We start from the raw sequence: 12,607 nt of genomic DNA on the forward strand, positions 1-12,607 counted from the left end.
ACCCTCCCTGTTGTCGCCTAGGTGATGTCCCTGCGCTGGTTGGCTGCCCAGCCGCCGATGAAGAACAGCATCGTCCACGCGAGGAAGATCAACGCCGCGGCCCACCACGAGAACGCGCCGGGGGCGCCCGCCGTGTACTGCAGGAGCCACTGCAGGTCCTCGTCGAGCGCGCCGGGCACCGAGACTCCGGCCGCACCGAAAGCCTCGGCGCCGATCGCGCCCACGATGCCGTTCAGGGTGCCGTTCGGCAGCACGCCGCCGAGCCAGGTGATCCCGAACCAGCCGAACGACACGAACACGAGGACGTTCTCGACGACGAGCATCCAGATCGTCAGCGTGATCGTGGCGCCGGTGACACTGTTCCACACGGCACCGACACCGATGCCGAACAGCGTGGCCAGGGTGGTGGCGAGGATGCCCGCACCCAGCACGCCTAGCCACTGGCCCGCGGTCGGCAGCCCGGCGCTGTCCACCGTCAGCACGGTGGCGAGGCTCGCGAAGGCGACGATGATGATGCCGTAGACGACGCCCCAGCCGATGTAGGTGAACATCTTCGCGCTCAGCGCCGACATGCGGTTGGGCGCGGTGAGGAACGTCGTGGTGATCGTCTTCTTGCTGTACTCGCCCGCCAGCGCGAAGACACCGAAGATCACCGGGAACATCGTGCCGATGTTGATGCCGTGTGCCAGCGCGAGCAGCCCGACCGGCAGCTCGCCGAGCTGCACGCCCAGCAGGCCCGCGAGCTCCTCGGCGTCGGAGCTGCCGAGGAAGTCGTTGAGGTCGTTGGTGATCGCGCCCCAGCCGAGCGCGAACAGGAACGCGAACAGCACCGCCGGGATCATGAGACCCCACCAGCTCTTGGTGCTCAGCGTCTTGCGGATCTCGGCCTTGATCAGGTTGCCCATCACTGCTGACCTCCCCAGCCCTGCTGCTGCCCCGGCTGCTGACCTGGTTGCTGTCCCGGCTGCTGCTGGAAGCCGGGCGGCGGGGTCTGCTGGTACGGCTGTTGCGGTGGTTGTCCCGGTTGCTGGTAGCCGGGCGGAGGCGCGTTCCACTCCTGTTGCTGCTGGTACGGCTGCTGCTGCGGCGGGTAGGCCGTCGCGCCCGCGCCGTACTGCGGGCTGGTGAGCTGGAAGAACAGCTGCTCGAGGTCGGCCTTCTCCTCCTGCATGCCGTACACGGCGATGCCCGCCTTGGCGGCGATGTCACCGATCTGCTGCACGGTCGCGCCGGACACGGCGACGCGGCCGTCCTGCGTCGGCTCGACCTGGTGGAGGCCCGCCTCCTGCAGTGCCGTGACGAGACCGTTCGCGTCGGCCGGCTGGACGAGCACCCGCGAGCGCTGGCTCGCGCGCAGCTGGTCGAGCGGGCCGTAGTAGCGCGTCATGCCCGCGCTGACGATCACGACCTGGTCGATGGTCTGCTCGACCTCGGACAGCAGGTGGCTTGACACCAGCACGGTGCGCCCCTGCTGGGCGAACGAGCGCAGGAACGAGCGCAACCACGCGATGCCCTCGGGGTCGAGCCCGTTCGACGGCTCGTCGAGGACGAGCACCTGCGGGTCACCGAGCAGCGCCGTCGCGAGCGCGAGCCGCTGGCGCATACCGAGCGAGAACCCGCCCGCCTTGCGGTCGGCCGCGGGTGAGAGGCCGACGAGCCCCAGCATCTCGTCCACGCGCTGGTCGGGCACGCCGATCGCCGCCGCGTACACGCGGAGGTGGTTGCGGGCGGTGCGCTTGGGGTGGAAGCCCTCGTTCTCCAGCACCGCGCCGACCACTCTGGCCGGGTTGCCGAGCTGGTGGTGTGGCCTGCCGTTGATCGTCGCCGTGCCCGCGGTGGGCGTCACCAGGCCGAGCAGCATGCGCAACGTCGTCGTCTTGCCTGCCCCGTTCGGGCCGAGGAACCCGGTGACCGACCCGGGCTCCACCGTGAAGCTGAGGTTCTGTACCGCGGTCACGGCCCCGAACTGCTTGGTGAGGTTCTGTACCGCGATGCGGCCGCTGCCATCGTGCATGCTGCCTCTCGTTTCCCCTCGTCGTCTGCGCTGTGGCGGTGGTCATCCTGCCGTACGGCCACGTTGGACGATCACGCGAGGTCCACCGGTTCCGGGCGGGGCCTCACTCGGCCCGCGAGAGCGCGAAAGGCCAGGTCGGCAACCCCTGTGGGGAGGTTCACCAGGACCGAAATGCCTGATTGAGAAAACAATTCGGGGCAAGTTCGCCCCCCGGGGAGCGAACTCTGGAGTTATTACTTAAGCTTGTAGGTGGCGGCCCGCTCCCGGTGACCCCCAGGCTGGTTGAGCGGGCCGCCCCTTCGTGTGCTCACGTCCCCGATCTTGGTGAACCGATTGCCGGTTCACCGTCCCTCTGGTTACCGTTTGCCCGGTTCGGGATCGACTGGGGGAGTTCCATGAACGGTTACGGCGTGGACCCGCGGAGACTGGTGGCCTCACCACGCCAGCCGTCGAGCCCGCCGAGAGCGTTTTGGCGTCGCCCGCCGTGGCGGAGAGCTGCCCGGCGAGCCGCGCCCACTTCGACGAGGTCCGTTCCGGCTAGGAGAAGGCGGCCGAGTGCATCGAGCGGATACCGCCGAAGCCGCGCGAGCGGATTGATCCGGAGGATGGCCGACGACGGCCCACGCGGCCGGTACGAGATCAGCAAGATCTACTGGCTGAACGGCCTGCCCTCGGAGCGGAACGCCGAGTTCGTCGACGCGCTGTACGAACATTGGGTCGCCAACGGGTTCCGGGTGCTCAGCGACCAGCGCGCGGCGGACGGCAAGTTCGTTTCCGTCGAGAACGCGGGCGACGCCTTCCGCATGTCGGTCAAGCAGACTGTCGAGGGTGACCTGTCGCTGGGTGCCTCGTCGCCGTGCGTCTGGCCGGACGGCGTACCGCCCGCCGATCAGAACTCCGCGGGCTGATACTCCAGGCCGTGTGCCGTGGCGACGGGTTCGTTGGTGAGGGCTCCCGCGTGCGTGTTGAGCCCCTTCGCGAGCGTGCCGTCGGCGCGCAGCGCGGAACGCCAGCCGTGCTCGGCGAGCCGGATCGCGTAGGGCAGGGTCACGTTCGTGAGGCCGTAGGTCGAGGTCCTCGGCACCGCGCCCGGCATGTTGGCGACGCAGTAGAACACCGAGTCGTGCACCTGGTAGGTAGGCTCGTCGTGCGTGGTGGGCCGCGAGTCGGCGAAGCAGCCGCCCTGGTCGATGGAGATGTCGACGAGCACGCTGCCCGCCTTCATGCGGGAGACCAGCTCGTTGGACACAAGCTTCGGTGCCTTCGCCCCCGGCACGAGCACCGCGCCCACCACCAGGTCTGCCTCCACCACGGCCTCCTCCAGCGACAGCGCGTTGGAGGTGACCGTGCGGATCCGGCCCGCGAAGTCGTGGTCGATCTGGCGCAGCCGGTCGACGTTGGTGTCCAGCACCTCCACGTCGGCGCCGAGCCCGAGGGCGACGCGCGCGGCGTTGAGCCCGGCGACGCCGCCGCCGATCACGACCACCCTCGCCGGGTGCACGCCGGGGATCCCGCCGGGCAGCACGCCCCGTCCGCCGCTGGGCTTCATCAGCGAGTGGGCGCCGACCTGCGGCGCGAGCCTGCCCGCGACCTCCGACATCGGCGCCAGCAGCGGCAGCGCGCCGTCGGGCGCCTGCACGGTCTCGTACGCGATCGCGGTGGTGCCCGCCGAGAGCAGCGCCTCGGTGAGCGGTCGGTCGGCGGCGAGGTGAAGGTAGGTGAACAGCACCTGGTCGGCGCGCAGGCGGCCGTACTCCTGGGCGATGGGCTCCTTGACCTTGAGCACCAGCTCGCCCTCCGCCCACGTGTCCTCGGCGGTCGCGAGGATCTTCGCGCCCGCGGCGAGGTACTCGTCGTCGGTGATGGCGGATCCGACACCGGCGTCGGCCTCGATGAACACCTCGTGGCCGCGCTGGGTGAGCTCGTGGACACCGGCGGGGGTCACCGCGACCCGGTACTCGTGCTTCTTGACCTCTCGGGGGACGGCGATGCGCACGGCTTCCTCCTGCGTGTAGTGCGGTGTTGCTGCCCACGGTGAACCACCCGGACAGCGGTGTCATCGTGGGCGCACGACAATGCTTGCCCCCCGAAGTGGTTGTCGCAGCACAAGTGCTTGACCTCTAGCTAAGTCGAGGTCGCACGCTGGGCGCACACGGAAGGGGTGCCATGAGAGCCGTCTGGCTGAAGGAGTTCGGCGAGCCCGGGATGCTGGTCGAGGGGGAGGCCCCCGACCCGGCGCCGGGGCCGGGTCAGGTGCTGATCGAGGTGGCGTTCGCGAACATCACGTTCGTCGAGACGCAGTTCCGTCGCACCGGTTTCGGACCGTTCCGGGTGGAGCCGCCCGTGATCCCCGGCAACGGGGTCGGCGGGGTCATCGCCAGGGTCGGCGAGGGCGTCGACCCCGGGCTGGCGGGCAGGCGCGTGGTGAGCTCGCTCGGCGGGCACGGGGGTTACGCCGAACGGGCCGTCGCCGACGCGGCGATGGTGGTGGAGGTGCCGGAGGGGCTCGGACTCGACGACGCGGTGGCGCTGCTGGCGGACGGGCGCACGGCGGTGCTGCTCGTGCACGGCGCCGGGCTGCGGCGAGGTGAGCGGGTGCTGGTCGAAGCCGCAGGGGGAGGCGTGGGCAGCCTGCTGGTGCAGCTCGCGAACAACGCGGGTGCGCTCGTGGTCGCCGCGGCGGGCGGTGACCGCAAGCTGGAGCTCGCCTGGGAGCTCGGCGCTGAGTTCACGGTGGACTACCGTAAGCCGGACTGGACCGACCGGGTGCGCGAGGCCGTCGGGGGTGTCGACGTCGTCTTCGACGCCGTGGGCGGCGACATCGGCAGGGCGGCGTTCGAGCTGGTCGGGCGCGGCGGCCGGATGGTCACGTTCGGCGCGGCCAGTGGGGCTCCGACCGAGATCGCCGACGAGCTCGCCGCCGAGCGCGGGGTGACGGTCGGGTGGGGAATCGGCGGGACGCCGCAGGAGCTGCGCGGGTTCGCCGAGACTGCGCTCGCCGAGGCGGCGGCGGGCAGGCTGCGCCCGGTGATCGGGCAGCGGTTCCCGCTGGCGCGCGCCGCCGATGCGCACGCGGCGATCGAGTCGCGCGACACGCTCGGCAAGACGCTGCTCGAAGTCGCCTGAGCAGACACCCTGACCGCAGTGAAGGCCACCTTGCCTGCCTTGAACCAACACAGCGGCGCGCAGCGTCTCCGCTTGGGTGGTGGTGGGAGACGGGTGGGCGCAGTGAAGGTGGCCTTCACTGCGGAGGGGTCACGCCCAGCGCAGGGCGGTCAGCTGGGCAAGCAGGGCCAGGCGCACGTCGGGGTCGTCGAGGTCGAGCGGGACCAGTTCGAGCAGCTTGCGCATGCGATAGCGCAACGTGTTGGGGTGGATCCGCAGGGCCGTGGCCGCCGTGCGCGGGTCGCCGGGATGGCGCAGCCACTCGTACAGCGTCGCCACGTAGCCGGTGCCGTTGGCGGTGTCGTACGCGCGGATCGTCCCCAGTGGACCCAGCTCGGTCACGTGCGCGCCGTTCGCCGCCGTCGCCGCGCGGTGCAGGACCAGTGCGGTCCACACGTCGTCGAAGCACACCACCCTGCCCGCCAGCACGCCCGCGCGCAGCAGTCCGAGCGTCTCCTCGGCCTCCGCCCGCGACCGCGACAGGTCGGTGAGGTCGCGCGCGCCACCGGCCGCGGCCCGCAGCTGTCCCTTCCCGGTGGGGGTTTCGGCGAGCGCGGAACGGATCTCCGGCCACGTACCCGGGCCCTCGCCGTCAGGGACGACGGCGTAGAGCAGCCCGGCCTCCTCGGTGGCGACGGGCCTGCGCCCGATGCCCTGCGAGATCCGTTCCAGCAGCGCGAGCCGCAGCCCCTCGCCGTCGAGGGTCTCTCCTCCGGGCGTCTCCACCACCACGACGCGGTGCGGTTCGTCGGTGAGGTCCAGCTCGGCGACGGCCTTGCGCGGGCTCACCTCCCCGCGCAGCAGCGCCCGCAGCAGCTCGGCCGACGCCCGGCGCTGCACGTCGGCGTGCGCACGCCTGCGCAGCAGGTGCAGCGCGACGACGGGCGCGGTATCGGCGAACGCGGCGGCCCGCTCGTCCGGCACCGGCCCCGGAACCACTGCCCACATCGAGCCGAGCAGCTCGCCGCCCATGCGGATGGGCACGATCAGCCTCGGCAGCGTGCCGTCCCGCTGGCCCGGCACGAAGATCGTCTGCCTGCCCCTGGTGAGCTCCCGGAACACGCCGCGCGAGCGGAACCGGGCGAGCACGTCGTCGGGAATCCGCCTGCCCATGATCGTCGCGACGCGCGCCGGATCGGTGACGTCCTGCCGTGCCGAGTAGGCGAGCACGCGGGAGTTGGTGTCCTCGATTGTCACCGGAGCGTCCACAACGGACGCCACCGCGTCGGCGAGGCGGAACAGATCGCTCGCGCCCGCGTCGTCGCCGTTCTCCAGGGTGTCGGACTCGTCGGCGATCGCGTCGAGCACGGTGCGCAGCAGCCACACGAGCTGGGCCCACGACGTCGCGGCGTGCACCTCGATGAGCCCGATGTCGGCGCGTTTCGCGGCCCGCCGGATCGCGGGCTTGCCTGCCAGCGGCGGCTTCAGCAGCACGGCGGCGGCGTCGTGCTCGGCGCTGTCGCGGATCAGTTCGGTCGCGCCCGCGACGTCGGCCACGGCGACGGCGAGCACCAGGTCACCGGCGCCCAGGCCGGCGGCGCCCGGTTCGGCGATCACGACGTCGGTGACGGCGGGGCAGTCCGCCGGTAGGTGGACCGCGTGCAGCAGTGTGGGACCCACGCGGTTCACGACGGCGCGCACGGAGACCATCAGACCCCCGGCGGGGTGCGCGCGTCGATGTCCTCGGGCGTGAACTGCTCGCGCTTGGTGGTGAGCGCCCAGCGGTGCCCGTCGGGGTCGACCACGCGGCCGTAGCGTTCGCCGAAGAACATCTCTTCGATGGGTGCTTCCACTGTCGCGCCCGCGAAGACGGCTCGGCGGAACAGGTCGTCGGGGTCCTCGGTCTCCAGCGTCAGCAGCATCGGGGTGCCGCCGAGCGTGGCGGGGGCGAGCGCGTCGAGCTGCGGGATCTCCTGGCTCACCAGCAGCCGGGTGTCGCCGATGGCGACCTCGACGAACAGCACCGTGCCGTCGGGCAGCCGGTTGCGGAACAGCTCGACCGCGCCGAACGCCTTGCCGTAGAAGGACAACGCCTCGTCGACGTCCTTGACGAAGAGGTGCGGCACCAGCCCGAGTGCCCGGCTCGGCGCGGTCATGCCGACCGCTCCTGCCTGCCGAGCAGGCCCGCCTCGGCGGCCGCGCCCGCGAGCCGCCGGATCAGCTCGGCCTCACGTGCGGCGGCCTCCCAGCCCCGCGCGGTGAGCTGGTAGTAACGGCGGCGCGCGTCGTGCGGCTGGTCCTCGCTCATGTCCGGAGCCTCCTCGACGAGGCCGTCGGCCGCCAGCCGGGAGAGCGTGCGGTAGAGGGTGCCGGGGCCGAGCTGCACGGAGCCGCCGGTGAGCTCGCTGACGAAGCCCATGATCCCGTAGCCGTGGGCGCGCCCGCGCGCGAGCGCCAGCAGTACCTGGAACGCCGCCGGGGTGATGGGTGGCGGGTTGCCCTTCGCCATGCGAGGAGCATACACTCCAATCTCGTTGTATCCGTAGTGGATATATTCCGATTGGAGTCATCATGGCCATTCGAGGCGTGAGCAAGGTCGTCATCGGGGTGCGCGACCAGCAGCGGGCGAAGCGGTTCTGGACGGAGATGCTGGGCTTCACGGTCGCCATCGACGAGCCCTATGACGACAAGGGCAACCGCTGGATCGAGGTCACCGCCCCGGACGGGCAGACCACGCTGGTACTGAGCACTGATCCGCAGGACGCCTTCCGCGCACCGGCGAGCGACGACCTGCCCACCGCGAACTTCTTCTTCTACGCCGACGACATCGAGCGCACCTACGAGGAGCTCTCGGCCAAGGGGGTCGAGTTCCCCGCGAAGCCGGTGCAGCAGCCGTGGGGCTGGTGGTCGATGTTCCTCGACTCCGAGGGCAACCGCTTCGCACTCCAGCAACGCTGAGCCCTCAGCGCGCGAGCTTCGCGCGGTACCACGGCGTCCTGCCTCCCGGCGTGAACACCGAGAGCAGCGTGGCCACGAGCAGCAGCACGAGCCCCGCGGTCATGGCGCTCACCAGCAGCGTCCGGGCGTCGCCCGCCTGGCCGCCGTCGGCCACGGCCTCGCCCGCGGCGACGAAGCGGGGGACCACGAGCAGGTTCCCGCCGAAGTACAGCGCGATCGTGAGCACCAGCTTCGCGACCACCCAGTGGTAGCGCAGCAGTCCCCATTTCGTGCCGATCCCCAGCAGTAGCCCGCTGATCAGCGCGACGAGGCTCACCGGGAAGTAGAACGTGCCGCCGAGCACGCCCGCGATCACGGACGAGCCGGTGACGACGGCCGGGTCGGTGCTGGACACGCCCACGATGCCGAGGGTCAGCAGGCACGCCTCGACGCCGATCCAGCCCACCGAGCTGACGACGTGGACGAACAGCAGCCACTTGCGGGCGCCGCGGCCGAGCTTCACACGCGGTTCGATCCGGGTCTTGGTAGCCATGCGAACGAGCGTCGCGAAACGCCGCCGTAGCGTCGTCGGCCCGCAATCGACACCTACGCCTACGTACGGTGCGGTACCCGGTCCGCCCCCACCCATCCATCCACCCATCCGCAGTGAAGGCCACCTTCACTGCGTTCAACGCAGTGAAGGTGGCCTTCACTGCAGTCGGCCGGCGACTGCAGGTGGCGTTCAGCGCGGTCGGCTGCCTGCTAGTCGGCCAGGGCTTCGGCGATCCAGTCGGCCACCGGGAGGCGGCGGTCGAGGCATTCGGCGGACAGGCGCATCGTCCAGCGGAGGGCCTGCAGGATCAGTGCGTCCACCTCGCCGGGTGCCGCGCTGGCGAGCGCGATCTCCACCTGTTCCTGCGCGGCCTCGGTGTTGCCGTGCACCTCGGCGAGCAGGGTGCGAACAGCCGTGCGCACGGGCGGGTCGGCCTGGTCGATCGAGACCTCCTCGCCTGCCTCGTCGAAGACCTGCACCTTGACCGGCGCGGAGCCGCCGTCGCCGAGCGTGCTGACCATCGCGCTGCATGCGCCGAACAGGAGCAGCATCAGCTCCCGGGTGTCGGCCATGCGTTCCTCGGCCGACGGCGCGAGCACGGTCAGAGCCTCGTCGTCGTCGCCGAAGCGCATGGCGACGAGAGCGCGTTGCGCCTTCTCGACGAGCCCGGCCGGCTCCTCGTCGCTCTCGCTTCGGTCCGCGTGCACGTGCACCATCAAACACCAGCGCGGGCCCGTTTGGGTGCCGCCCGCTGGGGTGATCGTCATTTGGCCGCGTAGAGGGCACCCAGTGCGAGGCGGCAGAGCAGGTCGGCGAGCTCGTCGTCGGGCAGGTGCCGGTTGTGCGGCGTCGAGTTGATGAGCCCGAAGACGGCGTGTGCGGCGGAACGCGCGTGCGGCTCGTCAAGGTTCGGCACGGCGGCGCGCAGTGCGCGGACCCACACCTCGACGTAGCGCCGTTGCAGTGCCCGCACCTGCTTGCGGTCGGTGTCGGTGAGGTTCGCGAGGTTGCGTTCCTGCACGGTGATCAGCGCGGGCCGCTGAAGCGCGAAGTCGACGTGGAACCGCACGAGCCCGGCGAGGATCTCGTCGGCGTCGCCGGAACGATCCGCGTGGGCTTTGCCGCCGTCGAAGAGGTACTCGCTGATGGAGGTCAGCATCTCGCCGAGCATGGCGTCCTTGCTGCGGAAATGCCGGTACAGCGCCGGTCCGGAGATTCCGACGGCCGCGCCGATGTCGTCGATGCCCACCCCGTGGAAACCGTGCTGGGCGAAGAGTTCGGCCGCGGCCGCGAGGATCTGTTCGCGCCTGCTGGCCTTCTCCCCGCCGGAGAGGGGTGCGGAACCGTGGGACATCGCGTCAGTCTAGGGCAGCGTGGTTAGCGAGCGCTAACATCCGCCCGACTTCCGGCTTGAACCGGTCGGGTCAACTCCCGATCGGTCGCCTTCCACGGTGCCGTTGCGGCTGGTAATGGTTCTCCTCGTCAGTGATTGACGAAGGGGTCCGCCATGCTGGTGAAGGCTTTTCGATTTCTCTCCGTTCTCGTGGTCGCCTCGCTGGTGCTGGTGGGCAGCGCGATCACCTCCGCCGCCCAGGCGGTCAGCTACGTCGCGCTCGGCGACTCCTACTCCTCCGGCGTCGGCGCCGGGGAGTACGGCGACTCGGGTTCCTGTAAGCGCAGTGCCAACGCCTATCCACAGCTGTGGGCGGATTCCCACGGCGCCACGGACTTCCAGTTCGTCGCGTGCCTCGGCGCGCGCACGGACGATGTGCTCGCACAGGCCGACGCGCTGTCGGCGGCGACGACCCTGGTCACCGTCTCGGTCGGTGGCAACGACGCCGGCTTCACCGACGTGATGACCGACTGCACGCTCGGCGGCGACCAGGCGTGCGTCGATCGCGTCGAGGAGGCGAAGGCGTTCGTCACCGGAACGCTGCCCGGCCTGCTCGACAACGTGTACTCGACGCTGCGGAGCAAGGCGCCGAACGCGGAGATCGTGGTGCTCGGCTACCCGCGCTTCTACCAGCTGGGCGGGTCGTGCGAAGCCGGGTTGAGCGAGGTCAAGCGCGAGGCGATCAACTCCGGTGCCGACGCGCTCGCCGAGGTGACCGGGCAGCGTGCCGGCGCCGCGGGCTTCACGTTCGTCGACGTGCGCGAGCCGTTCACCGGCCACGAGATCTGCTCGAGCGACTGGTGGCTCAAGAGCCTCACCTGGCCCGTCGACGAGTCCTACCACCCGAATGTGAACGGTCAGGCGCTCGGTTACCTGCCCGCCCTGGAGGCCGTCACCGGCTGAGCCCGCCCGGGACCTGGACGCCGGGGTTAGCTAGCGTTAACATCCTCAGTGACGTTAACGGCAGCTAACCCCAAAGGGGTGGGATGGACACTCCGGCGCTCACCAGCTCAGCCGATCCGCAGAGCGACGCGTTCGCCCGTAATATCAGCGGGCACGCCGAACTCGTCGAGGATCTCCGCAAGCGGCTCGCCGTCGCCCGGCTCGGCGGATCCGAGAAGGCCCGTGCCCGGCATGTGGAACGCGGCAAGCTCCTGCCGAGGGACCGCGTCGACGCGCTGCTCGACCCGGGCTCGCCGTTTCTGGAGCTCTCGCCGCTCGCCGCCACCGGCCTCTACGACGACGAGGCGCCCTCGGCCGGGATCATCACCGGCATCGGGCGCGTGTCCGGCCGCGAGTGCGTGGTCGTCGCCAACGACGCGACGGTGAAGGGCGGAACCTACTACCCGGTCACGGTCAAGAAGCACCTGCGCGCGCAGGAGGTGGCGCTGCACAACAACCTCCCGTGCGTCTACCTCGTCGACTCCGGCGGCGCCTTCCTGCCCCGGCAGGACGACGTGTTCCCCGACCGCGAGCACTTCGGCCGCATCTTCTACAACCAGGCCACGATGTCCGCGCGCGGAATCCCGCAGATCGCCGCCGTGCTCGGCTCGTGCACGGCAGGCGGCGCGTACGTGCCCGCGATGAGCGACGAGGCCGTGATCGTGCGCAACCAGGGCACGATCTTCCTCGGCGGGCCGCCGCTGGTGAAGGCCGCGACCGGTGAGGTCGTGACGGCCGAGGAGCTCGGCGGCGGCGACGTGCACGCCCGCCAGTCCGGCGTCACCGACCACCTCGCCGCCGACGACGCGGACGCGCTGCGCATCGTGCGCTCGATCGTGTCGACGCTCGGCCCGCGCCCGTCCCGGCCGTGGGACGTCCTGCCGAGCGAGGAGCCCGCGCTCGACCCGCGTGAGCTGTACGGCGTGGTGCCCACCGACCCGCGCACGCCCTACGACGTGCGCGAGGTCATCGCCCGGATCGTGGACGGCAGCCGGTTCGCCGAGTTCAAGAAGGAGTACGGCGCCACGCTCGTCACGGGCTTCGCGCGCATCCACGGGCACCCGGTGGGCATCATCGCCAACAACGGCGTGCTGTTCGCCGAGTCGGCGATGAAGGGCGCGCACTTCATCGAGCTGTGCGACAAGCGCTCGATCCCGTTGCTGTTCCTGCAGAACATCACCGGGTTCATGGTCGGAAAGGACTACGAGGCGGGCGGCATCGCCAAGCACGGCGCCAAGATGGTCACCGCGGTAGCGTGCGCGCGCGTGCCCAAGTTCACCGTGATCATCGGCGGTTCGTTCGGCGCGGGGAACTACTCGATGTGCGGGCGGGCCTACTCGCCCCGGTTCCTGTGGATGTGGCCGAACGCGCGGATCTCCGTGATGGGCGGCGAGCAGGCGGCCTCGGTGCTCGCCACCGTGCGCAGGGACGCGATGGAGGCCAAGGGCACCGAATGGTCCACTGAGGACGAAGAGGCGTTCAAGGACCCGATCCGCGCGCAGTACGAGGAGCAGGGCAACCCGTACTACTCGACGGCCCGGCTGTGGGATGACGGCGTGATCGACCCGCTCGACACGCGCATGACGCTGGGGCTTGCGCTGTCCGCAGCGGCCAACGCGCCGCTCGAACCCGTCGGCTACGGCGTCTTCCGGATGTGAGGGGA

Annotated in this window: 14 protein-coding genes; 5 read left to right on the forward strand and 9 right to left on the reverse strand. The window is 70.6% G+C overall.

Going from position 1 to position 12,607, the window contains the following annotated elements:
- Window positions 1-17 precede the first annotated feature (17 nt).
- Together BA062_RS16760 and BA062_RS16765 are read right to left on the reverse strand one after the other, a co-directional pair.
- The gene (locus BA062_RS16760) at window positions 18-905 is read right to left on the reverse strand and encodes an ABC-2 transporter permease (protein WP_110337682.1); all 888 of its coding nucleotides are present in this window, start codon (window positions 903-905) and stop codon (window positions 18-20) included.
- Window positions 905-2,014, reverse strand: coding sequence for an ABC transporter ATP-binding protein (locus BA062_RS16765; protein ID WP_110337684.1), 1,110 nt, complete (start codon window positions 2,012-2,014; stop codon window positions 905-907). Before BA062_RS16765 ends, BA062_RS16760 begins: the two co-directional genes overlap by 1 nt.
- Window positions 2,015-2,619: 605 nt before the next feature.
- On the opposite strand from BA062_RS16765, the gene BA062_RS16770 reads away from it, so the two are divergent.
- Entirely contained in the window at window positions 2,620-2,922 is a 303-nt protein-coding gene (locus BA062_RS16770) for a hypothetical protein (RefSeq protein ID WP_245959860.1), read from the forward strand.
- On the opposite strand, the gene ald is transcribed toward BA062_RS16770, so the two are convergent.
- Window positions 2,904-4,010 carry an alanine dehydrogenase gene (ald, locus tag BA062_RS16775; protein WP_110337686.1) on the reverse strand — a complete coding sequence of 369 codons (1,107 nt, stop codon included), beginning with the start codon at window positions 4,008-4,010 and terminating at the stop codon, window positions 2,904-2,906. The two genes, BA062_RS16770 and ald, sit on opposite strands and share 19 nt — an antisense overlap.
- 170 nt (window positions 4,011-4,180) lie before the next feature.
- On the opposite strand from ald, the gene BA062_RS16780 reads away from it, so the two are divergent.
- Window positions 4,181-5,140 (forward strand): zinc-binding dehydrogenase, encoded by a 960-nt coding sequence (locus BA062_RS16780; protein WP_110337688.1) that lies wholly within the window; start codon window positions 4,181-4,183, stop codon window positions 5,138-5,140.
- A 129-nt stretch (window positions 5,141-5,269) separates the two neighbouring features.
- On the opposite strand, the gene BA062_RS16785 is transcribed toward BA062_RS16780, so the two are convergent.
- Genes BA062_RS16785 through BA062_RS16795 form a run of 3 tightly spaced genes read right to left on the reverse strand, consistent with a single transcriptional unit; the run spans window position 5,270 to window position 7,628 of the window.
- Window positions 5,270-6,829 carry a PucR family transcriptional regulator gene (locus BA062_RS16785; RefSeq protein WP_110337690.1) on the reverse strand — a complete coding sequence of 520 codons (1,560 nt, stop codon included), beginning with the start codon at window positions 6,827-6,829 and terminating at the stop codon, window positions 5,270-5,272.
- Entirely contained in the window at window positions 6,829-7,275 is a 447-nt protein-coding gene (locus tag BA062_RS16790) for a VOC family protein (protein WP_110337692.1), read from the reverse strand. Before BA062_RS16790 ends, BA062_RS16785 begins: the two co-directional genes overlap by 1 nt.
- On the reverse strand, window positions 7,272-7,628 hold the full coding sequence (locus tag BA062_RS16795; protein ID WP_110337694.1) for a PadR family transcriptional regulator: 357 nt from the start codon (window positions 7,626-7,628) through the stop codon (window positions 7,272-7,274). The genes BA062_RS16790 and BA062_RS16795 overlap by 4 nt, the downstream gene beginning before the upstream one ends.
- A 62-nt stretch (window positions 7,629-7,690) precedes the next feature.
- Between BA062_RS16795 and BA062_RS16800 the strand changes: the two genes are divergently transcribed.
- A complete protein-coding gene (locus tag BA062_RS16800) occupies window positions 7,691-8,077 on the forward strand; it encodes a VOC family protein (protein WP_110337695.1) in 387 nt (128 codons plus the stop codon).
- A gap of 4 nt (window positions 8,078-8,081) precedes the next feature.
- On the opposite strand, the gene BA062_RS16805 is transcribed toward BA062_RS16800, so the two are convergent.
- The 3 genes from BA062_RS16805 to BA062_RS16815 form a co-directional block, all read right to left on the reverse strand.
- Window positions 8,082-8,609 carry a hypothetical protein gene (locus tag BA062_RS16805; protein ID WP_110337697.1) on the reverse strand — a complete coding sequence of 176 codons (528 nt, stop codon included), beginning with the start codon at window positions 8,607-8,609 and terminating at the stop codon, window positions 8,082-8,084.
- A 209-nt stretch (window positions 8,610-8,818) separates the two neighbouring features.
- Window positions 8,819-9,325: a hypothetical protein gene (locus tag BA062_RS16810; RefSeq protein WP_110337699.1), complete on the reverse strand. Its 507-nt coding sequence runs from the start codon at window positions 9,323-9,325 to the stop codon at window positions 8,819-8,821.
- Between the two features lie 47 nt (window positions 9,326-9,372).
- The gene (locus tag BA062_RS16815) at window positions 9,373-9,963 is read right to left on the reverse strand and encodes an SACE_7040 family transcriptional regulator (protein WP_110337701.1); all 591 of its coding nucleotides are present in this window, start codon (window positions 9,961-9,963) and stop codon (window positions 9,373-9,375) included.
- A gap of 153 nt (window positions 9,964-10,116) precedes the next feature.
- On the opposite strand from BA062_RS16815, the gene BA062_RS16820 reads away from it, so the two are divergent.
- Together BA062_RS16820 and BA062_RS16825 are read left to right on the forward strand one after the other, a co-directional pair.
- Complete coding sequence (locus BA062_RS16820) at window positions 10,117-10,905, forward strand: SGNH/GDSL hydrolase family protein (protein ID WP_110337703.1); 789 nt, start codon at window positions 10,117-10,119, stop codon at window positions 10,903-10,905.
- Window positions 10,906-10,988: 83 nt separating this feature from the next.
- Complete coding sequence (locus BA062_RS16825) at window positions 10,989-12,602, forward strand: carboxyl transferase domain-containing protein (RefSeq protein WP_110337705.1); 1,614 nt, start codon at window positions 10,989-10,991, stop codon at window positions 12,600-12,602.
- Window positions 12,603-12,607: the final 5 nt, after the last annotated feature.

Origin of the sequence: Prauserella flavalba (assembly GCF_003202235.1) — a bacterium.
Taxonomy (GTDB): domain Bacteria; phylum Actinomycetota; class Actinomycetes; order Mycobacteriales; family Pseudonocardiaceae; genus Prauserella_A; species Prauserella_A flavalba.